This is a genomic window from Mycobacterium sp. 23 (assembly GCF_048287075.1).
In the GTDB taxonomy this organism is placed as follows: domain Bacteria; phylum Actinomycetota; class Actinomycetes; order Mycobacteriales; family Mycobacteriaceae; genus Mycobacterium; species Mycobacterium gordonae_B.
Genome location: NZ_JBLVUX010000005.1, coordinates 5,840,397 through 5,862,462 on the forward strand (window position 1 = coordinate 5,840,397; position 22,066 = coordinate 5,862,462).

The window sequence follows — 22,066 nt, forward strand, 5'->3', positions numbered from 1 at the left end:
TCATCAACGGCTTGGGCACCCGATAGTCAAGGGTGGTGCCTTTCCCGCCTGTCAGCCCGATTTCAATACTCGATCCCGTATCCGCGGCGCGGATCCTGGTGCGCGGCCGCCGGCGTAAGGTCGCACAGGTCGAGGAGCGCGTCGAGGTCAAGATCGGATTACCTGCCAACCTCTCCAGCCACCCTGCCTCCACCTCCCGTAGCTCGGAATACTTGAGTTCGCCCTCGTGGTACACGGTGTGGTCATCACCCGGGGCAGTGCAAGCCGTCGTCGCCAATTGCCCCTTGCACGAATCCAACTGGGTCACTGAGTAGCCGTTCTCGCGGAACTGATCATCCCACTGGCGAAGAGCGGGTTCACCAGATCGCGCACTGTCGGAGCGGCGTAGGCCAACAACTCGGCAAACCCATCGAGGCCCAGACGCATCCGGAAGGCATACAGCGCGCGGCCGGCCTCGGCGCGCCGATGGGTGGCCAGCAAGGCGGTCCTCCGCCTTGCTCCGGGCGTCGATGTGCGGCACCCAGATCGCGACGGTTGTGCTCGACATCTCGGACGCGAGCGGTACGAGCGCGTTCGCGCCCGACGTCATCGAGCTCATTCGTCGACCTAAGCGCACGGTTGCTTGCAGGCGAATGGCGGGCCCAACACGAAGGGTCAGCGCAAGTAACTGTCACTTCATCGACCGAAACACCTTTGCGGTTCCCTGAAGCCGAGATGTCATGCGCCAGCCGAGGTATCAGGACATTGGTGCCCGATCGAGCATGTTGGTCGCCGTGCGGCGGGCAAGGGCCATCGTCGACACCATTGGATTGACCCCTGAGCAGCTCGGCATGCCGCTGGCGTCGGCGATCCACACCCCCCGCACGTCGTGCAGCTCGCCGTTCGGCTTGGCCACCGACGTCAATGGGTCGTCGCCCAGCTTCGCGCTGCACATCTGGTGCGCGCTGAATACCGGCGTGCCGCCCGGCCCGATCGGCAACTGGTTGACCCGCTCGATGTACACGTCGAGGTCCTCGCCCCGGGTCCATGGCGCGAACGGCTGGCCTGCCAAGAAGATCTGCTGAGCGCCGGCGGCCTCGTGCATGCGGATCGCTGTCACCGCGGCCTCACGAAAGTGGCGACGGTCGAGTTCATCGGTGAACGGATACCAGAACACGGACTGACCGTTATCGTCGAGCGTGACGCTGCCGGCGCCGCGGTCCTTGACGAGGAATACCCAGTCGGCGCGGTATCGGTATTGGCGCGCAAGCTCCTTGTGTGATCCGGCGTCGAGCCACGGCACAACGGTGGTGAACAACCCGGGAAGATGCTGCACGCATTCGATGAGATATCCGTAGCCTTCGTTGACTTCGGCGAACTCGTTCATGATCCCGGCCATCGCGGGTCCGTACCACGGGTCTTGGGGTTCGTCGTAGATGCCGCTGACGAGGCTGGCCGGGTGCAGCCGTAGTTCGGCGCCGACGGCGGGACCACCGATGCCGGACCGCAGCAGCAGCCCGGGTGTTTCCAAGGTGCCGGCGGCGGCCACCACGGACGGCGCGTGGATGACGACGCGCGAACCTCGGTTCGTCTGCGGGTCGGTGTATGTCGCCTCGACGCCGACGGCCGCGCCGTCCTCGACGAGAATCCGGTTGACCCAGGTGTTGGGCAGCAGCCTGGCGCCGGCATCCGAGGCGTCCTGCAGATAGGTGCGCATCGTGCCCTGCTTGGCGCCGGTCTGGTCGCCCATCCCGCTGTAGCCGATCAGGTTCGGGTCGTAGGTGTGTGGGTCGATGTTGAGCGTGGCGACGCGGTAGGAGTATCCGAGCTGCGCGGCGCCGTCGGCCAGCCGCTCGTGCGGGCCGTTCTGGGTGGCGACCTTGTCGTTGCATCCGATGCGCTCGAACACCGCCTGCAAATGCTCGTCGAACGCCGGGGTGCCGACGTCGGTGAGCCCGAAGTCGTTGGCCCAGTGGGCGCGAACAGTGTCGGGAGTCAGCAGCGAGTTCGACCAATTGATGGTGCTGCCGCCGCCGACGGTGCTACCCGCGGCGATGCTGACCATGCCGTCGGCGGACGGGAAGAACCCGCCCCGCAGGAACAGCTTCTGGTAGGCGAGCGGCTCGGACTGCACGAAGTCCGACTCGCTGTGGTAGCCGCCCGCCTCGAGGATGATCACCCGCTTGCCGGCCTCGGCAAGCACCGCGGCGGCCACACCACCGCCGCTGCCCGAGCCGATCACCACCACGTCCGCGTCCAGCGTGGTCTCACCCGACGGGGTGATGACCTCCAGCGTCTTGGCGATGGTCGACGGCGGCTCCTGGACCGGGCCGGGATACCCCATGCCGGCCCACAACGGGTTGCGGCCGTCGGCGCCGGGAAGGCTGTAGGCGAACAAGACCGACAGCTGCCGCAGCGCCGCGATCGCCGCGGCGGCTTCGGGTGCCAGACCCGCGATGTTGGCCAGGAGCTCCTCGCGCGCGGGCTGGGGTTGGTCCTTGAACTCGAACAGGCCGGCGCCGTCGATCAGCTGCAGCATGCCGACGAGCTGCTTCTCGGGCCGATGGGTGAGGAGATAGTGCTCGACTGCGGCGTCGGCGCCGACATCGCTGCCCTTGGTGGCGTAGAAACCGTCCGGGTCGTCCTCGCGTGGCACGGCCGCGACGCAGGTGTCGACGATCGCGGTCAGCGTGGCGCGCTGCAGTGTGGTGAATTCGACCGGCATGGGATGACCTTTCAGGGGTAGTGGCCCGGACGGACAGGCTTCGGTCAGGCGGTCGCCCGGCGGAAGCGGCGCAGTTTGTCGGAGACGAACGGGGCGATCGTGATGGCGATCGGGATCCACAGCGGGAAGAACATCGCGACGACGGAGGTGACAATGATCAGGTAGGCGGACATGGGTGCTCGCTTTCGGTTGGGGGTGGAGGGGCGGTGACTCGCGGTGCGGTCGAAATAAGAATCGCCGAGCAGGCTCGTTGCCTGCGACGTCGCTGAGCGACCGAAAACCGGCGAGTAACTGTCTTCCGGAGACAGTTGCGGACTATCGTCTGGGTTCATGGCGCAAGCCGGCCGTGACGAGGCGACGGTCGTTGGACGATCAGCGACGGCGGTCGTGGATCGGGTCAGTCGGCGGATGCCGGAGCTGATCGGCGCGCTCTACCAGCTAGTGACGGTGGAGATTGCCGAGATGCGCGATGACACCGCACTGCTGCAACTGCTGCGCGACAGCGTCGACGGAAACGTGGCGACGGTGTTCTCCGCGATTCGCCACCAGATCCCGATCGAGAAGGTTGAGCTGCCGACTGCGGCGCTCGAGCACGCGCGGCGCCTGGCCCAGCGCGGAGTCACGGTTAACGTCTTGGTGCGCGCGTACCGCCTGGGGCATAAGGCGCTGCTCGATGCGGTGCGAGACGAGATAGCGGCGTCGGACCTCGATCCGTCACTAGGTCTTGCGGTGTTCGGCCGGATTGCCGACATCACGTTCGGTTACATCGACTGGATCACCCAGCAGGTGATCAACACCTATCAGAGCGAGCGCGACCGCTGGATGGAGAACCGAAACAGCCTGCGCGCGTTACAGGTTCGGGAGCTGCTGGACGGTGCCGATGTCGACATCGACGACGTGACCACCGCGATCCGCTACCCGCTTCGGCGAACCCATCTCGCCATCGTGGCGTGGCGCCATGAGGACGACGGCGACCCTGCATCCGTTGAGCGCTTCGTCAGCCAACTCGCCGAGGCAGTGGGTGCGGGAGATTGCTGGTTGTTTATCTCGGTGGACCGCGTGACTGGATGGGCGTGGTTCGCCGTGCCGGCCGACATCGCGTCTAGCGCGGTGGAGCGCGTGCGGGCGTTCGTCGACGGGCGCAAGGACGCCCCGGCGGTCGCTGTCGGTGACCCGCTGCCGGGCATCGACGGTTTCCGGCGGTCGCATCAGCAGGCGCAGGACGTGCACGCGGTGGTGGTCGCGTCGGGTTCGTGCGCGTGCCGGGTCGCCGCGTCCGGCGATCCGGGGATGTCGACGGCGGCGCTGCTCGGCGGCAACCTGGACTCGGCGCGGGTGTGGGTGGCCGACGTGCTCGGGCCGCTTGCCTGCGACACGGAAAGTGACGAGCGACTGCGCGAAACGCTGCGGGTGTTTCTGCAGACCGGCTCGAGCTTCAAAGCGTCCGCCGAGGAGCTGCATCTGCATTCCAACGGGGTGAAATATCGGGTGCACCGGGCTATCGAGCGCCGGGGGCGTCCGATCGGCGACGGCCGCCTCGACGTGGAGGTAGCGCTAGTGCTGTGTCACTGGTACGGCAGCGCCGTCCTTGGGTACCGAAGCTGAAACGAGGCACGCAGAATTGTCAGCGTTGCTGATGCACGGTGCGCTTGGGCGGCAGTAGCGATTTGTCACTTTTCACCGGTTCGCCGCTGAGGTTCAAGCTCCACGAGATCTTCGGAGTCACCCGCAAATATGTTTGGCCGCCAGTTACCACTTCAGCGGTGCCGTACACACGGAGAAATCGAGGACTCCACGGGTCCGTGGACGCCAAATCATCAATGACCAATGCGATCTTGTCGTGGCCGGCCAACACATTCTGGTGCCGCCGGGTCTTCGAGGGTTGATAACCGCCGACGTTGATATACGTTCCGTCGAACTCGAACCCGACTGGGACCACGTCGGGTTGACCATCATCGCCGACGGTCGCGATCCTCGCCAGCGGCTGGCTCTTCATGAATGCGATCTCGTCATCACTGAAGCTCATGGAATTGCCTCTCTGGCTAGTGCTGAATCACTGTGCTGTGCGCCCTCAGCGCCGATATCGGACCACTTGCGCGGCGAGGGCAGGAGCGGGCGGGTCGCTGGGGCCGAATGGCTCAAATGTCGTCGCAGCACTAGGAAACCCGCTTCCCGATGGTGCCGTCATGGACGAACCACGGCGTGATCCGATAGGTCCTGGCGCCGCTGGCGTGCATGGGATCGGCGTCCGCGATCGCCCGGGCCTCGAGTACTGAGCCGGTGCGATAGATCAGCATGCCGTCACCTTCGAAGAAATCGCCGTCATCGGTCCATACCGGGCCGGCGGCAACGAGGACGCCTCGATCTTCCAACTCGCGCAGGTAGCCGAGGTGATCCTCGATATGTGCTTGGACATCGTCCAATCCCTGTGCCACAGACATGACGACGTAGAGCGTCAATCCGACTGGGTCGCCGAACTTCTCGATGACTTCGCGCGCTTCGATCCGGTTGGGCACCATAGCCCCCTCTCGGCGGCTTTTGGCTGATTGTCATTTCGTAGCGAAATGATCTGGGTCCTGACCCGATCGGCGTGCGCGCACGTCGAGGACGAAGGCGCGCACTGCGGCGCCGATGGCGTCTGGTGAGTCCTCCTGCAGAAAGTGACGTCCGGCGACCTTTACTTCTCGCTGATTGGGCCACGAGCGCGCGAATTCCAGATCGGTGCCCCCTTCGTGCAGGATTGCGCCGGGATCCGCGACGATCAGCAGTTTCGGGATATCGCTGTGAGACAGAAAGTCTGCGTACTCCTGAACCATCGCCTGGACGTCTGCCGGCTCACCCTCGACCGGGATCTCGCGCGCCCACAACAGCGTGGGGATGCGGCTCTGCGGGGTGGGGTATGGCTTGCGATACGCGGCCATCTCCTCCTCGGTGAGCCGGCGTTGCACACCTCCGGGTACGACCTTCTCCACAAAGATGTTGTCCTCCAAGGCCATCTGCTCACCCCGGTCAGTGCGCAGCGCACGCATCAGCGGCTCGTAGTCGGTAAAGCCCGCCCAGGCCCTGGGCTGCACCAGCGCATCCATGTAGGCGATGCCGGCGATCTGCTCGGGCCAGCGCAGCGCGCGATAGAACCCGAGCGCCGAGCCCCAATCGTGAACCACCAAGACCACATCCTTGGCGATACCCACGGTCTCGAACCATGTGTCGAGGTAGCGGACGTGGTCGGCGAATCGGTAGGAGAAGGTCGGCGAGGTGCCGGAGGCTCCCATGCCGATCAGGTCCGGGGCCAGGCACCGACCCGCGTCGACGAGGTGCGGAATCACGTTGCGCCACAGGTAGGACGAGGTCGGGTTGCCGTGCAGGAAGACGATGGGATCCCCCTCCCCGACGTCCACGTAGCTCATCGCGCTGTCGAGCACGGCAACCCGTTTCATCGGGCCGGTAATCGCTGCGGCGCTCACGACGCCAATTCCTGCGACTGTGCGGCGAGTAGCGGTAGGTGCAGCCTCGACGAGGAGTAAATGGTGTTGAGGCTGCTGGTGCCAACGCTCGCGTGCCGGAAACTCATTATGGCGGGCGTTGCCGGATCCTGGTCGTCGCTGGTGAGGGTCAGCTGAATGCAATGCCCAGCTTTGAACCGTCGGGCGTTGGGTACCCCATAGGTGCGGCGAGATCTTGGATCTGTCGGGGGTAGGGCGAGGCCGCGATCAACGCGGGGAACCGGCCCGGGGCGTTGGGCCGGTGCACGTCGGCCAGCAACACGGTGCCGTCTCGAACCGTGACCGCAACGTTGCTGTCACGCATCGTGTTGTATTGCGGCTCACTGAGGTTGGTGTATTCGCGACCGGTTGTCTGTGGTCCGTTGAGTTGCCGTTGGCCGGCACCGGGGCCGGATACTTTTTCCGGCCGATGGTCACTGCCGTGAACGGCCATGGTGGCTCCCGAGTCGCGACCTTTAATTTCCACACACGTTGAAACTTCTTCGACCGTACTGCCGCAGAAGTTTCAACGCAAGTGGTAACTTTGATCGTCATCGGGCGGCCGTTGCGTGCCGTGACAGGGGGCAGACCACGATGGCCAAGCGCACGGTGAAACCGGGCCCGCGCGACGAGAAGGGCGTGCTCGCCGACCGAATACTGGCCGCGGCCCGCACGTCCTTCGCCGAAAATGGCTCCGCCGGAACAACTCTCCGCTCGATTGCGCGATCCGCCGAAGTCGATCCTGCACTGATCTACCATTACTTCGGCTCGAAGGAAGGACTACTGGACGCCGCGACCAATCCGCCGCAACGGTGGCTCGCCGTGGTCGCCGAGACCTGGAAAACCCCGCAGGCCGACCTGGGTCGCCGGCTCGTGCAAGCGCTCCTGGACAGTTGGGCGGACGACGAGATCGGCCCATCGCTCCGGGCCATCCTGCTGACTGCTGCGCATGAAGAGGCCACCCGTCTGAAGTTGCGCGGCATTGTCGAGCACTCGTTGATCGGTGTGTCTCAGCTCGATACCGACGAAGCCGACCGCCTCACCCGAAGCGGGCTGATCGCCAGCCAGTTGATCGGCCTCGCTCTCACCCGATACATCTGGCAGATCGAGCCGATTGCCTCCATGAGCGACGCCGACGTCGTCGCGGCCGTAACGCCGAACTTGCAGCGTTATATCGACGGCGACCTGCATCCGCACGATAGGGCCGCTTCGGCCGTCTGAAACCGAAGCAGCCTTCCTGGCGGCCCCGCGACGCGCGGCCCGGCGGCCCGGCCCCCGCCGGCAGGAGGTCGTCGATGGGCCGGCGACTGGTCGGTCGGCCTGCATGGTCCGTCCTGGTTCGTGGATGCTGGAGCCCGGCGCCGCCACTCTGATGCGGACCCTGATCGAACAGGCCGTCTACGGCAGCGATCGAACGGCTCAACAGAGGTTATCGGCATTGATTTGGGGCTATGCCACTCATGTGGCGGCATTCAACGCGTGAACGGCCTGTGGCCAGCGGCCGCCGCGGACGGAAGAGGACCGACAGATGGCCAGATGACGCTGGCGATATGAGGAGTGACCAGATGTTCGAGCAGATGTCCAAGTCGGCAAATGCACAGCAAGGCCAGGCGCGTCCCACTCGGTTGATGCGCTCCTTGCTGGGATTTGCGATGACGGCAACCGTTCTTGGCTTCGGCGCGGCGCAGGGGCTCAGCGGTGCGGATGCAACGTCGATGACCGCGATGCCGATACCGCCGCCATGCCTGCTGAACAACCGCTGCGGAATCGGCGATCGCGACAACGAGGGGTACTACAGCGAACTGCGAGCAGCGTGCGAAGAGTTGTGGAGCAGAGGACTCAATTCGTCGGACTGCGCCTACTTGAACGAATAGTTCTACCCAGGAGCGTCAGCGCCGCCCGGCGCCGACGCGGACGCTGGCCAGTGACGAGCGATCGGGGAGCAGCGGCACGGATCACTGGCATGACAACAGAAAAGCCCGGGGCGAGCCGGGATTTCCCCACAACATCGCCTGACGATGGCATTAGCGCTGATTCCACGGTGGCAACGTTCGCTGACCTGCACGACGCGCTCGGTTTCACCGACGCCGATCGCATCGCGACCTGCCACCAGCACGTCGGCCAGTTGTTCGGTGCTCGCGTGGTTAGCCGACGCCGCCACCGAGGTTGCCTACCATGCGGTTCGCGGCGATGTGTGGTTCGGGGTCAACCCGACTCGGCTGCCGGTGGGCTCCACGGTACGCGGCGCGGCGGCGCAGGTCACGCGCCTTACATCGGTGTGGGCCGATCTGGACGTGAAGCCGGGCGGATTCGCGGGCGATAGCGAGGCCCACGCGTGCATTGACGAGCTGTCCGGCGTGCTCGGCTCCCGGGCCCCGGGGGAAGGCCCCGCCCGCCCCCGAGCCCCTCTCGGCCAGGACAGGTGATTTTCGGCGCTACGGTTCCCCAGGGCTTTTCGCAATCTGTGCCTGTGGCACCATGCCCGTTTGTGCCGTACTCATTTCGCAATCGGTTTACTCTCACTCAGGGGACGAGGTTTTCCTGTGGTGCGCCGACAGTGAAGCTCTCGGGTTCGGGGGCCAATGAGAACGTCATACTGCACACTCCAAACCAAGAGCAGAAGATTGAGGATGCGACCGTACTCGTTCTGAGCGGCGGGGGGTACAGAACCTTTGCCGAGGCTGAGGAAGCGGGACGAAAGTGGCGACAGCACTTGATAGTCGCGATGGCCCGCTCTGGGATCGGCGCCGAATTCGGGCCCGCTGACGACGTTGAACCCAGGCGAGGACACGGTCTGATAGGTCAGATGTTTTACGAAGATAGGCCGGGTCTTCAAGTTCTCGAATTTGACTCTAACGCAGAGTTTGCGTACGCAAATTGCAGCGGTCTTGTCGTGAAGAATATGGACAACTTCTTAGCGGTACTGGGTGCCGAGATGGCGAAGGCGTATATCCCGCAGAGTGATTCGCATGAACTGGCGTACGCACTCATCCATGCGGCACATTTCGAATCGAATTCAGAAACTGTGCATGTGCTCCTCGTAACGGCGCTAGAAGCAATCATTACTGGCAAACGTCAGTCACGAGGCGAACCAGTTCAACAGATCTTGGATGAATTCAAAGCTGTTGTAAAACAACGGTTCTCGGCTGCCGATCCGAACCGCGATCTGCTGCTCAGGGCGCTGGGTGGTGCAAAAAGCGAGGGAATCAACGAGTCGGGTTCGCGTGTTGCATCGGATCTGCTTTCCAACCATTACGGCGGGGAAACGCCAGCGGTTTTCTCCCGGGCGGTCTACGACCAACGCAACGCCATCGTCCATGGCCGCACCCCCGAGAAGGGGCGGCCAACCAAACAGGAGTTAAACGAGCGCCAGGCACCGTTGTTTCAATTCGTTCTCGACCTACTCGCCGCCGACGTCTGACGCGTCATTTATGTGCCCGTTGCAGGCTATCCACGCCGACAGCGCCTCGTCCAACGCTGGGCCAAGGTTCCCGTCCCGGGCGCGGGCAAGCCTGTCGAACTCGCGCAATATCGGGATATCGGCCGATCCCCTTACCTGGTCGCGGCCGGTCTGAACCGGTTGTGGCGGGCTCCCTAGGGCGTCGTCGGGGAAGTCCATCAAGAGTTGAAGGTAATTCTCTGACGAAGGAACCATCAAGTCTCCCTTCGCGAACCACTGCAGCCTTTCGCAGTGCGCGGAGTTGCTGCAAACGCCGCGATTATGCACGTAATCGTGTCGCATCTTTCCGAGATCACCGAAGTAGTCAATCCGGAAGTCGTACTTGCTGCATTGATGGACTTGAGCGAACAGAGGCCGAAAATACTCTTCCCAGTCAGTGTAAAAATCCACAATCGCTTGTGCTGCAAACTGTTTCATCACGGCGGGCGGGTTGGTCGCCCCCGGCGTATCGCCGCTACCTACGTCAGGCTCAGGGGCCATGATGGCCTTGATCGCTGCCAGGCTGAGTGTTGTTCTGGATGGATGGTCAACCATCGCGTTGGTGGACAAGTCATAATATCTGAGCGGTACCGTGATTAGCGTGGCGAAACTCGCATAGCGCCTTGCCAATTCCTGGGCTAACACCGTCATTGAGCCGAGTCGGCCCAAGCCCGCAATCAGGAGTGTCGTCTTGAGCGACAGCAACATTTCGGCGATTATTTCGTCGGCGCTTGCTTCGCCCATTGGAGTCACATCAAGCGCCTGACGCGCCGCGTGCGCAGTCGTTACAAACGTGTCCCACTGCGGCAGCAACTCCTTCCATGGCGTGAAGGCGAGCGCCGCCTTGCGGACCGGCTCCAACACCGCCGCCAGGCCAGGGTCTCTAGGCGGATCCACAGACCAAAGATCGTTAAAAAGGGTGGTGAGCATGCCCGTGACCATGCCGTAGATTGGCGTGTCGTTGACCATGTGAAAATTGGCCCTGGCTTGGGGTGTGCTCAGCTGCGCGCGCACATGTTGGCCGCTCGGCAGCCCGACGACACTCTCCATGTCCAACAGCACGCTTTTCCATCGCTGGACTGCCTCGCGCGTCGCCACGGGTGCCAGCGTATCTATTTCGGCTGCTGGATCCGAGCTGATTTTGTGCCGGCGAGGGCTGGTGAATGCTGGCAAGAGATCGGTGACAGATCGCACGGATCGCTGATGAAAATTCAAAACATGCTTTGAACAGGTATTTGGTCTGAGCCCCCGGCAGGATTTGAATTTGAGGGCGGCCTAGCTCCTAACAAATGGAATGGACGCGTTCCGAAAAACCGCGCGTGATGCCGAGATACACCGATAGCATCACTTACATGTTTAAGTGATGCTATCGTGACGACGTGGCATCACTTGGTGGCGGCACTGCTGTCCAATACGAGACTCTCACTTGGGCGACGCCAGCCGAGGCAAGTTACCAACTGGCCGAGCTGCGGGCGGCGCAGCGGCAGGCCGGCAAATACCAAGCCGCCGTACCCGCCAAGATCGCCGATTTGGAAGTCGCGCTGCCGGCCAGCGTGCTCGCCGACGCGGACGAAGCCAGCCAAGAGATTGCCCGGTTCGACGCCGAACTCGGCGACGAGGTCGCACCCTTCGCCTCGATACTGCTCAGAACGGAGTCGGCTGCGAGCTCCAACATCGAAAACCTCACCGCCTCAGCGCGAGCCATTGCCGAAGCCGAGGCGCTGGGCGACACCAGTCGCCGCAACGCAACACTGATCGTCAGCAATACCGAAGCGATGAAAGCCGCGATCGCATTGGTGGATCACATCAACGAAAAGGCGATTCTCGCCATGCACGACGCGCTGATGCGCGCCAGCCATCCAGACACGGTCGGAAAGTGGCGCACCGAGCAGGTGTGGATAGGCGGTGGCACCTTCGGCCCCCGCGGGGCCGACTTTGTGGCTCCTCATCACGAGCGGATCCCGGACGCGATCCAAGACCTGCTGACATTCGCTCGGCGAAACGACGTACCGACACTGCCGCAGATCGCGATCGCGCACGCGCAGTTCGAGACCATTCACCCCTTTCCGGATGGGAACGGGCGTACCGGACGGGCGCTGATTCAGGCGATGCTCCGCAACAAGCGGCTAACCCGTCAAATCACCGTCCCTGTTTCGGCAGGACTACTGACCAACACCGGCGCATATTTTGGTGCACTTGGGTCCTACCGGGCGGGCGGCCCGGCGCCGATAGTCGAAAGGCTCTGCGCCGCTTCGGTATTGGCGGTTGCGAACGGTCGACAATTAGTCGGCGATCTGCGGTCAATACGCAAAAGCTGGAACTCAAAGATCACTGCGCGCCGCGACTCGGCAGTTCACCGGGTTGCGGACTTATTGATCAGACAGCCGGTGTTCAACGCGCAAGTACTCCTGCGTGAACTCGGCATCTCGACCGGGAATGCACGCAGGTACGTGGATCCCCTCGCCGAGGCTGGGATCATCGTCGAGTTCACCGACCGCGCCCGCAATCGAGCCTGGCGAGCGCCCGAGGTTCTGAGCGCGCTCGACGCATTTGCTGTGCGCGCCGGGCGGCGCGGACCAACCGCCTAATAGGCCCCCGCACAGCCGACTGATCCGAACTTGCGAACTCTGGGTTATGAGCTGGCGGCCAGGGATTTTCGGATGTTCGTGTGGTCTCATTTTGTAGGGCGGTGCAGCCGTCGGCTGGATTCGGACGGGCCTGGAGCTGATGTACAACCCGTACGGCGGGACAACCGAGGCGGGCACTGACCTGTGGCGCACCAACCAGTACAGCTGGCGCGCGGAGGAACGCATCAGCCTGTCGGTCCCGAGGCAGTCGGCGATCTGCTTGGTCACCAACCTGCCCGCCACATGATCCTCGAAGGACAGAACATGACCGAGAAAACCGTCAAAGTCAAAGTCAGAAAACCGTTTCGAGTCGTCCACGAAGGCGAGGCCTATAGCGACGGCGCCGAAGTCACCGTGCCGGAGTCTGTGGCTGTGCAGTGGGAGCGGCCGGGACGGGTCGAGCGGGTCACCGCCAGTAGTAAGGAGAAGAACTGATGGCTTACACACACGGTGTCGTCAGTGTCGGCACCACCGCCACACTGATCGCCACACCCAGCTCCGTGCCCGGTAACGGCGGCATCTTGGTCCAGAACCTTGGCTCAGGGACGCCGTATCTCGGCGGACCCACGGTTCACCGCCGGCACCGCGGCGACTGGTGGTCTACAGGTAGCCGCCGGCGCCACTGTCACCGTGCCAACAACCGGCGCAGTGTCAGAAGCCCTGTACGGCATTGTCGCTTCGAGCACTGCCAACGTCGCGACGCTGTTTCCCGGGTGAGCAGTCCGTGAGCCTCGGCGCGCTCGGCGGCAAACGCTGCCATCCGGCCTTTGTGCCTTTCGGCCGGGAGCGTGGCAGCGATGGCGTGGCCATGACGGTTTCCAAAGAGCCAGAGCCACGACCAGCGCCGAGCGCGCCGATCCACCCCGAGCAAACAAAGAAAGCCCTTGTCCATCAACACGATTGAAAATCGAACGATATGGTAACACAACCGCATTCGGAGTCTTGTGGATTGCCGACCGTCGGCATTCCGGATTGCTTGCAGCAAATATCCTGACGAGGATAAATACGATCTGAATAGGGGTATGTAAATGCCAGCAAACCCGCTCGCGGACGAGCCTGTGGCCTTGGCGATTTATCGCGCGTGGAAATTCGGCTCTCACATGTGAAGCGAATAGTGGATTTCACGCGCTTGAACACCTTTCCGCCGTTTCCGCACAATGGATTTCGGGAGCAAACGAATGACACTCGAGCACGGACGCACACGGTATACGCGCGGTTGTCGCTGCGGCGTGTGCAAAGCCGCTGAACGCGACTATCAGCGCGCCCGATGCAGGCGCCAGCACGGTCTCCCGGTTGAGGACGCGGCAGACCCGCCGTACCCGGCGCAGACTGTGGTGGTTGGTGCGGGCGCTGATTCGGCTGGAGACGGCCCGGTGGCCACGGCGATGCGCGTGGAGCTCGACAATGCGGGGGTCACGGTGGAGCGGCCCGGCCTGGCCGCGGTGGCCGTGGCGCTGGTGGCCATCCTCGACGAGCCCAAGCATGTGGCGGCTCAGCCGGGGCCGCACGTCAGTTGGTGGCGATTTTGAACACCCTGGCCAAGGGGTCGTCGCGGCGTCGGCACGGGAACCTGGAACTGGTGAAGTCGATGACGACGACTTCACATCGGCTGGGCCAAGCGGCCAATCTAAGCGCACAGGAGACTCGCAGGAAAGTTTCATCATCCAGGCTAAGCCGAGTGCGGTTGAATTGACTCAAGACCGCCCCATACGAAGCCGCGGATGCACGGGACCGATGGAACAGAATCAAAGTGCTTCAATCCCCAAAGGCTTAATGGTCTTGGCGATCGGCGCAATCATCAGCTACGCCGTGCTCGCCAGCTGCGGGGCATTCGACGCCCCTCGGCCATCCCCGAAACCGTATTCCGTGGCGGCGCCGTTCACGGTGAGCAATGACGCCGTCGCGCAGGTCGTCCGCGATGCAATCGCAAACTATTCCGGCGCGACGCCGATGGACGGCTCGCCGGTTGTCGACTGCACTGGGGAGACGAGCTGCAGCATCAAGTACACGCTGAAGGAATCCGCCGGGACGCTGTGGGGAAGCAGCGAAGACACCGCGGATAGGCAGTTGATCTTGCCGACAAGGCAGATGTGGAAGGCAATGTTCACGGACGCTCAGTTTCAAAGCGGCACCATTGAAGTAAGTGGCCCGGCGACTACTCTCGGCGGCAAGTCCAAGACTGACCTCTTGTTCACGCTGTCGTGCGACCGTGACGCGGCATCAGAGATCGACTGGAACAACGTAGAGGGCAAAGGGCTCCGTACCTTGTGCGACTATCACGCCAACGTCAAAGGGCTTCCAGGTTAGACCCGAGCCCACGGAGCCACGCAGCCATGAGGATGAGCGGCCTCGTACCCGGGCCGGATAGCGTCCCAGGGTGTGGTGGACTTCGGATCGGGCGTGGTTCACGCGTTGTGATCAACGAGTCGTGTTGAACGCTAGGTGATTTGGTGTTGTTTGGCAAGCGCTGCCGCAGCGTGTTTCTTCGCGATGACGGCCCGTAGTTCGTCCATGGAGACATCGGAGAGGTAGCGGCGGGTGACTTGCCACTCATCGTGGGACTCGATCACTACCGCCGTGGCCAGCCGCAGAAGCGCAGCCGGGTTGGGGAAAATCTCGACGACATCGGCTCGACGCTTGATCTCTTTATTTAGACGCTCTATTAACCGGCCCTCGCGGTTACGTCAACTTCGTGGCTCTGGGGTGGGTCGAGCGGTCGAGGCGGTGGAGATGGTCGGTGAGCGCATGGGTGACGGCGGTCATGACGGGCTGCTTCGTCGGCCCAGCCGCGGTTCTCTGCGTCGACTTTGAGTGCTTGGACGTCGGCGAGTTGGTTGGTGAGGGCACCGCGGAATTCAGGTGCGGTGATGTAGTTGTCGCAGGTTTCGCAGATGTTGGCATATGGGCAGGCGCCGGCGGCAGGGTGGCGGGCGCAGTAGCCATGCCCGACGCGGGTTTTGAGCATCTCACTGTGTAGCCAGCTGACCTTGTCAGGCAGGATAGGTCGACCGACCGGGGTGAGAGTGAACTGGCGACGCATCTTGCCCATGGCATCGTCGTAGGCGGCGCGCAGGGTTGGCGAGGCAAGGGTGGCGTAGCGGATCGTCATCTGCGGTGTGACATGTCCGAGCAGCGCCATCAAAGCCTGCATACTCATCCCCGCGTTGGCGAGTTCGGTGGCCCAGGGTATGACGCAGCTGATGAGGCCTGACGACGAGGATGCCGCCGTCGGGTCCGCGCAGCCCAGCGGATTGGGTTGCGGCTTGCAGCCCGTTGCGCAGCCGTGCGTAGCCCAGGCGGCGGCCATGGTGGGTGAACAGGAAGTCGGTGAGCACGCCGGTGCGGGGATGGGTCAGTGGCCGGTGCACGCCACGGTGTGTGACCCACTCGTCGAGCGCAGCGGTAGTGGCCGCCGATAGCGGCACCATGCGTTCGGTGGCCAGCTTGCCTAGCGGTACCTTTAGCCAGGTGCCAGCCGCCCCGTAGTCGATGATGCTGCTCAATTCCAGGTCGAGCAGCTCACCCACCCGCAGTCCCGCGCCGCGCAGCACGGTCAACCCGATGCGGGCGAACGAATCTTTCAGACACCCAACAGCATTCATCACTGCCGTATCGATGTCGGGGGCCAGCGCCCGCGGCAGCGGCTGGTCAAGCTTGGGGACGTCGGCGGCGAAGACCAGCCTTCGTGGCGGCGCTTGTTCCCAGTCCCAGGCGGTGATGTCATCGAGCAGGTTGCGCAGGCTAAGCACCGCCGACTGGGCGACCGCAGCCGAGACGGTGCGCCCGGCGCCGGCGGCCGCGCGTTGTCCACGCCAGCCGCGGGTGCGATTCCAGGCCAGGTAGCCCTCGATGCAGGCGCGGTCGAGTTAGCGCAGGCTGGTCAGCTGCGGCTGGTGGGCGCTGAGGTATTCGACAAACGGCAGTAGGTCATTGATCAGCGATTCCACCGATTTGGGCCGCAACACCGCGGTTCGGACCCGGATATAGCGCAGCAGGGTGTCGCGGATCGGGGCAGCCATCGCCACGTCGGTGAATCGTTGTTCGAGGCTGCGTGCCCACGGTCGTCGTCGCGGAGCGGCGTCGAGGACCCCGACCTCGTAGAGCAGCTGGCGCAAGCTGGCCAACCGCGCCCGGTAGGCGCGCCGCGAGGACCGCGGGATGGAACTCGCCGACAACTCACTGTCGAATTCATCGATCGCCTGCTCGGTGAGGTCGGCGACAAGCCCACCATGGCAGGCCAGCAGCACCGCCAAGCACTCGCCGAGCACAGTTTCGATCCAAGAACTTTTCCAGCCCAACCGATTTCCCGCTTCACGTATCGCGGAAAATCCGGCCGGATCACGGGCCTCCACGGCGACACCAAGCCCGGTCAGCTGCTTAATGGCGGCCAGCTCAACATCCAGCCGCAACCGGCCAACACCAATCGCATAGCACAGCAGCGGCCACGCCCGGCTCGAGCGAAGCTCACCGGCCCGCTCAACAGCGGGCAGCGCCATCCACGCCGCCAGATCCGGGTGACGAGCCTGAAATTGCCGTGCGATGCGGATCCGGTCCCGGACCGCCCGACCGCTCAGGCCCAAGCCAGCGACGTAGTCGAGGTAGTCACTCACCACGGTGCCGACGCCAACGGAGTCCTGGACCGTAACGGCGGTCATCGCGCTGCCCCGGCCAACGTGGCGCGGGCGGCACCGTATTCGGCGGCGAGCTGCTCCAATGACAGGTGAACGTAACGGGCCGTGGTCTCCGGTGAGGCGTGTCCCATCAACGCCCGCAATGCAAGCAGATCCATTCCCGCGGAGGCTAATTCAGTGCCATAGGTATGACGCAGCCGATGCGGGCGCACCCGGATCGAACCGGAAAGCTCACGGTGGCGGCGAAACAGGCTGCGCAGCCCAGCCTCGCTGACCGGCGCCCCAGTCGTCGGGCCGCGCAACACCACGAAGCACTGCGGCGTCGCCAGCCTGGGCGGGCGCTCCAACCGCAGATAGGCGGCAACCTCGGTGAAAAAAGCCGCATCCACCGGAACGTGGCGTTCCTTGCCGCCTTTACCGACCACCCGCAGCCGTCGCCGACCCATGTCCACATCGGCCAACAGCAGCCCGCGCACCTCCGCCGACCGCAGTCCGCCCAGCAGCATCGCCAACACCATCGCTCGATCCCGATGAGTACCCAACGAGGCGATGAATGAGTCGATATCGTTGGCTGGCAACGATTCTGGTAGCAGCAATGGCTGTCGCACCAACCGGCCGCCAGCACGGGCCCGCCCGGGACCCAGATGACCCAGCAGCCCGCGTTGCGCGCGACGCAGCCCCGCACCGCGCCGCGGCGAGGGCACCGGGTTGTCACCACGCCGCCCTGTCATCACCAGGTACTCAACAACGCCCGAACCGCCGATACCCGACGGTTCACCGTCGACGCCGCCGCCGAACGCGTCCGGTCCGCGCTCCCGCGACCGCCTATGCGGCGCACGCCCTGCCAATCGATCCAGTCAAACACCAGCGGCGATTCAACAGCCGCCAGTGTCACATCGCGCTCGGCAAGAAACCGCGCCAGGTTCACCACATCGAATGCATAGGCACGCACCGTGGCCGGGCTGAAGCCCCGCCCGCTCAGGCGAGCCAGGAACGCATTCGCAGGATCAACCCCGTCCCAGTCACCATCGATCCGATACCCGCCATCGCCCTCGCTGACCCGCACCGCCATCGCCGTCTCCCGCCCTTCCCAGTCAGGGGCCCTGTTCTGAGCAGCATCCACCCGCTCCGAGGAATCGGTCCGGATCTCACGCCGCTACCCGGCTCGTGTCCGCTGAGAGCCGGTTAACGGATATGGGATTGTTCGACCAAATTTTTTGCCAATGAGCCCGCGGGAACGCGGTGAACGCCAACACGTCGGTCTTGGCGTCGCCCATCATCGCCGCCACCTTCGGGAAGCTGGCTGCCAGTGTGTCAGCGACCCGGTCCCACTGGTCGGCGACCTCGGCCGGGTCGGTGTGGGCGAAGATGGTCTTGACCGCCGCAGTCACCGCAGGGGCGTGCTTGGCCGACACGGCGGTGTGTAGATTGCGCATGAAATGCACCCGGCACCGCTGCCACGAAGAGTTCGTGAACTGTTGTGCCACCGCAGCTTTCAAACCAGCGTGGGCATCGGAGATGACCAGATGCACCCCGGAGAGTCCGCGCGCTTTCAGCGACGCCAAAAACTCCCGCCAGAACTCATAGGACTCGCTGTCACCCACCGCGGTGCCCAGCACTTCGCGGGTGCCCTCGATGGATACACCGGTGGGCACCACCAGCGCCTGAGAGACCACGTGCGCTCCGACCCGCACCTTGCAGAACGTCGCGTCGCAGAACATATACGGAAACTCGGTGTGGGACAGGCTGCGGGCTCGGAAAGCCTCGATCTCTTTGTCCAGGCCCGCACAAATGCGCGACACCTCTGATTTGGACACCCCGGTCTCCACACCCATGGCGGCCACCAGGTCATCGACGCTGCGGGTCGACACCCCGTGCACGTAGGCCTCCATGATCACCGCATGCAGCGCCTTATCGATGCGCCGGCGACGCTCCAACAGCGACGGGAAGAACGACCCGGCCCGCAACTTCGGGGTCTGCACCTCGACATCGCCGGAAGTCGTCGACACCGTCTTGGGGCGGTGTCCATTGCGATGCACCGTACGCCCGCCAGTGCGCTCGTAGCGGCCGGCACCGATGGTGGCGCTGGCCTCAGCCTCGATGAGCTGCTGCAGCCCGGCCCGGATCAGCTCGGCGAACACCGCCCCCACATCGGCGGACTTCAGCGCATCGAGTTGGGCAAGCAAGGCAGAATGGTCTTGGGTCATCGCGTCGTGTGTCTTTCTGTGAGTCACTTTGGTAGGTAACTCACCGACCACTACGCGATGGCCCGCCCCGACACCCTCAGCGACACACCCAGCAATATGTCCGGGCCCGTCCACCCCGGGTCCCGAAACTCCACCACGCCAGGGGACTTACCCGGAACACCAGGCGCAGCTGGCCACCTACCGTAGAAGCGGCCGCTGATGGTTCGCCGTCAAACCGCCATCATCAGGCAAACTCGTCTCGCTGGTCGAAGGTTGGGTTCCAAGCCCATCCGCGGTTGACTGGTCTAGCTTCGGCGTGGTGGTGTGATCTTGCGCACCTAAAGGTGATGTGCTCGCTGCTCCTGAAGACCTCTCGGGTGTCCGACGTCAAGCGGATAGAAGGGGGCGCGCGGATGAATCCGCAGGCCATAGTAGGAATCTTTGCCATCGCAGTCACTCTATCTCTTTTCGTCTTAAACATTAGGCGCGATAAAAAGATCAAGAAAGCCGACCTGCTACGCAATTACACGAATGACTTCTACGACGATAAACGTATTACCGCCCTGTTCATGGCTGTGGATTCCAAGAGTTTCTCGTTCACTTCGGATCAAATGGGCACGGATGATGAGTTGAACCTCGTCCGAGTACTCGACTTCCTGAACATCCTGGGACACAACTGGCGAGAGGGCGTGATTAGTCTAGGGGATATTGCCCCCACAACCTTGGGGTATGCTGCCGTTCAAATACATGCAGACGACAACGTCACCCAGTACCTCCAGGACGTTGAGAAGTCCGACGAAGAGCGTTATCGCGCAGGAAATGCCTTTGGATATTTCCGTGAATTAGCCGTCGCATTAGCGACATATCCTACTTCCCAGCATGACGATTCTCGCTCAAAGAGATTCGTCGACGCCATAGCAAGATTATTACGCAACAAAGCATTTCGACGACCTCGCACCGTCAAAGAGACAGCAACTGAGGTGACAAACGCGATCGATGGCCACGAATTAGCCGGCTGAAATGCGTCCAGCCGCATCCCGGTAGCGGGCTATTCGTCGGTCAATTCGCTGGGCCCAATTACCGCCAGCTGCCACTGGTCGCCGGTCCGCTGAAAGACCAGCGGATACACCAAACTGGCTGCTCCGGGCTGCCACAAGCCGTCAGCTGGCAAGTGCCGCATGTCGTGGACGTACAGGGCTTCCAGGTCAGGCCCGACCATCCTGGTTTCTGCGCCGATTCCCCAGCAGCTGCTGTCGGGCAGGACTCGGCGCAGGCCACGAACATGCACACGCTCGAAGTGAACCCACAACGGATGAGATGGGGGATCAGCGGCCAGCCCAGCCGCCACCTCCGACTCATCGAATCCGCCGGCGCTGATGCTTGCTCGGTTGTCGATCACCCACTGCTGCGCCAACTGTGCCCGAAGCGACTCGTGGACCAGGCCCCACACGCTGCGGAGGTCACCATCGCGCACCGCACTGTGCAGGAATGCCCACGCAGCGTTCATCAGCTCCAGATGGCCGGTGAACTGTGCGCGGCGCACAGGGTCGTCAAGATTGAGCCCCTCGAATTCTGGTTCGGGATTTCGGTCGTTGGTCATGACTGCCCGTCTGCTGGGCTGGACGAGGGCGGCTCCCAGCCCAGTTCACGAACATGCTGTTCGGTGTTGGCGCGAAAGAAGTCAAAGCGGCTAAAGCGCAGGACATGCTTGCGGAGTACCTCCGGTTCGATACCCACACGCAGCAACAAGAGGATGCGGAGCACCCATGCTGCAGTATTAGCGATGACCAGCCACTCCAGAGCCCTAGTCTCGATCGGCTTGTCGGAGTCCTTCGTCAGATGGTGAGCGAGATCGTTGCGCGCCTTTTTGATTCTCCGAGGAAGCTCCGATACCGACTCGGCTACCTCGGGTATCACGCCGACCACCTCAGCGACGATCGCGTCGGCGCGCTCCTGGAAACTGACCTCCCGGAAGAACGCCGTCGCCTGCCTGATTCGCTTCTGGTCGAGTCCTTCTGACGCGGCTTGCGCCACAGCCGCGCCACCAACGGCCTTTGATATGCGGTTCAGGACGCTCTTCGCGACGCCGGGAAACTTCGCTTGCTCGTAGTCGGGCAGCCGGCGATGGAATCCTTCAACCAGGGGGGCTAGCAGGAGAACTCGCGTTTGCACTGCGCCAGTAGAGGGCCGTGCGACTACCCAGGAAAGACCGTCGAGACTGCTGTGTAAAGCGATCCACCTGCTGAACCGCTCGATACTGAGCTCCTCGCGAGGCAGCAGCGGATCATGCACTGGCCCTGCCGGTTCCGCGCAGAACGCTGGACCGTACACGTCCAACCACGGACTATCGGGGTCGATGCGCACCTGTGTGTCACGCGTGACTCGACCCTCATCGGGATCCGGGTAGACAGCCAGGTGCAGTAGCGCCAAACAGCCCGAAACCACTCGTATCTCGAGTTGTCGCAAGGTCGCCGGCTTCGAAGATTCATACAACAGCCAGTTTCCGTCTTCGGATGCCTCGACACTCAATGTGGATCCGTCGTCTTCTACGGTGCCGGAGTCGCCGTCGGCCAGGTGCGCCAGCCAGTGTGGGCGATCCATCCGGAATCGCACCGAGCTGTAGAGCCGATCCTTGAACACATTGGCACCGACGACCGCGGACGTGCCGTAATAATGCGGCTTGGCGCCTGCGGCGCCATGGTTCTGGGCGTTGAGCAAGGTTATCGGCACGCCGGCATCTAGCTGGCCATGCACCGTGATCGCCAGGAACGACGCAACAGAGCGTTTGGCCTCGGCCGAGTAGGAGATCACCGTCACATTACTCGACATATCGCGGGAGACCGAAACGCGAGGATCGTCAACCAGATTGGCGCCAAGTTCTGCCTCCGGCTTTTCCCCGAGCTCGGCCACGAAACTCCCAGGAACCCGATGGTCAGGATCGTCGGCCTTCCAGAACTCGCCGGCCCCGCTCAGCGCTTCAGCCATCGCCACGTTTGC

General features: G+C 63.3%; 25 protein-coding genes and 3 pseudogenes. 12 read left to right on the forward strand and 16 right to left on the reverse strand.

Annotated features, from left to right (window positions below):
* Positions 1–303: 303 nt before the first annotated feature.
* The 3 genes from ACNQS7_RS28060 to ACNQS7_RS28070 form a co-directional block, all read right to left on the reverse strand.
* On the reverse strand, positions 304–480 hold the full coding sequence (locus ACNQS7_RS28060; protein ID WP_418015112.1) for a hypothetical protein: 177 nt from the start codon (positions 478–480) through the stop codon (positions 304–306).
* A 256-nt stretch (positions 481–736) separates the two neighbouring features.
* Positions 737–2,704: a GMC family oxidoreductase N-terminal domain-containing protein gene (locus tag ACNQS7_RS28065; protein ID WP_418015113.1), complete on the reverse strand. Its 1,968-nt coding sequence runs from the start codon at positions 2,702–2,704 to the stop codon at positions 737–739.
* A gap of 44 nt (positions 2,705–2,748) precedes the next feature.
* Positions 2,749–2,877, reverse strand: coding sequence for a hypothetical protein (locus tag ACNQS7_RS28070; protein ID WP_418015114.1), 129 nt, complete (start codon positions 2,875–2,877; stop codon positions 2,749–2,751).
* A 157-nt stretch (positions 2,878–3,034) separates the two neighbouring features.
* Between ACNQS7_RS28070 and ACNQS7_RS28075 the strand changes: the two genes are divergently transcribed.
* Positions 3,035–4,309, forward strand: a complete 1,275-nt coding sequence (locus tag ACNQS7_RS28075; RefSeq protein ID WP_418015115.1) for a PucR family transcriptional regulator — start codon at positions 3,035–3,037, stop codon at positions 4,307–4,309.
* Positions 4,310–4,328: 19 nt separating this feature from the next.
* Here the strand turns inward: ACNQS7_RS28075 and ACNQS7_RS28080 are convergent, their stop codons facing one another.
* The 4 genes and pseudogenes from ACNQS7_RS28080 to ACNQS7_RS28095 form a co-directional block, all read right to left on the reverse strand.
* On the reverse strand, positions 4,329–4,730 hold the full coding sequence (locus ACNQS7_RS28080; protein ID WP_418015116.1) for a PPOX class F420-dependent oxidoreductase: 402 nt from the start codon (positions 4,728–4,730) through the stop codon (positions 4,329–4,331).
* Positions 4,731–4,860: 130 nt separating this feature from the next.
* Positions 4,861–5,220, reverse strand: a complete 360-nt coding sequence (locus tag ACNQS7_RS28085; protein ID WP_418015117.1) for a YciI family protein — start codon at positions 5,218–5,220, stop codon at positions 4,861–4,863.
* 33 nt (positions 5,221–5,253) lie between these two features.
* Entirely contained in the window at positions 5,254–6,168 is a 915-nt protein-coding gene (locus ACNQS7_RS28090) for a haloalkane dehalogenase (protein WP_418015118.1), read from the reverse strand.
* Between the two features lie 190 nt (positions 6,169–6,358).
* Positions 6,359–6,640 (reverse strand): annotated as a pseudogene (locus ACNQS7_RS28095) (peptidase S15); the annotation flags it as partial.
* A 140-nt stretch (positions 6,641–6,780) separates the two neighbouring features.
* Between ACNQS7_RS28095 and ACNQS7_RS28100 the strand changes: the two are divergent.
* The 4 genes from ACNQS7_RS28100 (at position 6,781) to ACNQS7_RS28115 (ending at position 9,607) form a co-directional block, all read left to right on the forward strand.
* Entirely contained in the window at positions 6,781–7,407 is a 627-nt protein-coding gene (locus ACNQS7_RS28100) for a TetR family transcriptional regulator (protein ID WP_418015119.1), read from the forward strand.
* A 344-nt stretch (positions 7,408–7,751) separates the two neighbouring features.
* A complete protein-coding gene (locus ACNQS7_RS28105; RefSeq protein WP_418015120.1) occupies positions 7,752–8,060 on the forward strand; it encodes a hypothetical protein in 309 nt (102 codons plus the stop codon).
* Positions 8,061–8,204: 144 nt separating this feature from the next.
* On the forward strand, positions 8,205–8,612 hold the full coding sequence (locus tag ACNQS7_RS28110) for a hypothetical protein (protein ID WP_418015121.1): 408 nt from the start codon (positions 8,205–8,207) through the stop codon (positions 8,610–8,612).
* 380 nt (positions 8,613–8,992) lie between these two features.
* Complete coding sequence (locus tag ACNQS7_RS28115) at positions 8,993–9,607, forward strand: hypothetical protein (protein ID WP_418015122.1); 615 nt, start codon at positions 8,993–8,995, stop codon at positions 9,605–9,607.
* Here ACNQS7_RS28115 and ACNQS7_RS28120 read toward each other — a convergent pair.
* Positions 9,587–10,723, reverse strand: a complete 1,137-nt coding sequence (locus ACNQS7_RS28120) for a hypothetical protein (RefSeq protein WP_418015123.1) — start codon at positions 10,721–10,723, stop codon at positions 9,587–9,589. The genes ACNQS7_RS28115 and ACNQS7_RS28120 overlap by 21 nt on opposite strands.
* A 281-nt stretch (positions 10,724–11,004) precedes the next feature.
* On the opposite strand from ACNQS7_RS28120, the gene ACNQS7_RS28125 reads away from it, so the two are divergent.
* The 6 genes from ACNQS7_RS28125 to ACNQS7_RS28150 all read left to right on the forward strand — a co-directional run bounded on the left by ACNQS7_RS28125 (position 11,005) and on the right by ACNQS7_RS28150 (position 14,559).
* Positions 11,005–12,213, forward strand: coding sequence for a Fic family protein (locus tag ACNQS7_RS28125; protein ID WP_418015124.1), 1,209 nt, complete (start codon positions 11,005–11,007; stop codon positions 12,211–12,213).
* 139 nt (positions 12,214–12,352) lie between these two features.
* Positions 12,353–12,499 (forward strand): hypothetical protein, encoded by a 147-nt coding sequence (locus ACNQS7_RS28130; RefSeq protein WP_418015125.1) that lies wholly within the window; start codon positions 12,353–12,355, stop codon positions 12,497–12,499.
* Between the two features lie 17 nt (positions 12,500–12,516).
* Positions 12,517–12,687: a hypothetical protein gene (locus tag ACNQS7_RS28135; RefSeq protein ID WP_418015126.1), complete on the forward strand. Its 171-nt coding sequence runs from the start codon at positions 12,517–12,519 to the stop codon at positions 12,685–12,687.
* Between the two features lie 289 nt (positions 12,688–12,976).
* Positions 12,977–13,156, forward strand: coding sequence for a hypothetical protein (locus ACNQS7_RS28140; protein ID WP_418015127.1), 180 nt, complete (start codon positions 12,977–12,979; stop codon positions 13,154–13,156).
* 487 nt (positions 13,157–13,643) lie between these two features.
* Positions 13,644–13,781 (forward strand): hypothetical protein, encoded by a 138-nt coding sequence (locus ACNQS7_RS28145; RefSeq protein ID WP_418015128.1) that lies wholly within the window; start codon positions 13,644–13,646, stop codon positions 13,779–13,781.
* Between the two features lie 250 nt (positions 13,782–14,031).
* Positions 14,032–14,559, forward strand: a complete 528-nt coding sequence (locus ACNQS7_RS28150; RefSeq protein WP_418015129.1) for a hypothetical protein — start codon at positions 14,032–14,034, stop codon at positions 14,557–14,559.
* Between the two features lie 131 nt (positions 14,560–14,690).
* On the opposite strand, the pseudogene ACNQS7_RS28155 reads toward ACNQS7_RS28150, so the two are convergent.
* From ACNQS7_RS28155 to ACNQS7_RS28180, 6 genes and pseudogenes are all read right to left on the reverse strand, one after another.
* Positions 14,691–14,915 (reverse strand): annotated as a pseudogene (locus ACNQS7_RS28155) (transposase); the annotation flags it as partial.
* A 327-nt stretch (positions 14,916–15,242) separates the two neighbouring features.
* Complete coding sequence (locus ACNQS7_RS28160; RefSeq protein ID WP_418015130.1) at positions 15,243–16,001, reverse strand: tyrosine-type recombinase/integrase; 759 nt, start codon at positions 15,999–16,001, stop codon at positions 15,243–15,245.
* A 117-nt stretch (positions 16,002–16,118) separates the two neighbouring features.
* Positions 16,119–16,907 (reverse strand): hypothetical protein, encoded by a 789-nt coding sequence (locus ACNQS7_RS28165; protein ID WP_418015131.1) that lies wholly within the window; start codon positions 16,905–16,907, stop codon positions 16,119–16,121.
* A complete protein-coding gene (locus ACNQS7_RS28170; RefSeq protein ID WP_418015132.1) occupies positions 16,904–17,614 on the reverse strand; it encodes a tyrosine-type recombinase/integrase in 711 nt (236 codons plus the stop codon). Before ACNQS7_RS28170 ends, ACNQS7_RS28165 begins: the two co-directional genes overlap by 4 nt.
* Positions 17,614–17,955, reverse strand: coding sequence for a site-specific integrase (locus ACNQS7_RS28175; protein ID WP_418015133.1), 342 nt, complete (start codon positions 17,953–17,955; stop codon positions 17,614–17,616). Before ACNQS7_RS28175 ends, ACNQS7_RS28170 begins: the two co-directional genes overlap by 1 nt.
* Positions 17,956–18,037: 82 nt before the next feature.
* Positions 18,038–19,090: pseudogene (locus ACNQS7_RS28180) on the reverse strand (IS256 family transposase); the annotation flags it as partial.
* 356 nt (positions 19,091–19,446) lie between these two features.
* On the opposite strand from ACNQS7_RS28180, the gene ACNQS7_RS28185 reads away from it, so the two are divergent.
* Positions 19,447–20,088 (forward strand): hypothetical protein, encoded by a 642-nt coding sequence (locus ACNQS7_RS28185; RefSeq protein ID WP_418015134.1) that lies wholly within the window; start codon positions 19,447–19,449, stop codon positions 20,086–20,088.
* Between the two features lie 29 nt (positions 20,089–20,117).
* Here ACNQS7_RS28185 and ACNQS7_RS28190 read toward each other — a convergent pair whose 3' ends face one another.
* On the reverse strand, positions 20,118–20,669 hold the full coding sequence (locus ACNQS7_RS28190) for a hypothetical protein (RefSeq protein WP_418015135.1): 552 nt from the start codon (positions 20,667–20,669) through the stop codon (positions 20,118–20,120).
* Positions 20,666–22,054 carry a HEPN domain-containing protein gene (locus ACNQS7_RS28195; RefSeq protein WP_418016185.1) on the reverse strand — a complete coding sequence of 463 codons (1,389 nt, stop codon included), beginning with the start codon at positions 22,052–22,054 and terminating at the stop codon, positions 20,666–20,668. Before ACNQS7_RS28195 ends, ACNQS7_RS28190 begins: the two co-directional genes overlap by 4 nt.
* Between the last annotated feature and the right edge of the window lie 12 nt (positions 22,055–22,066).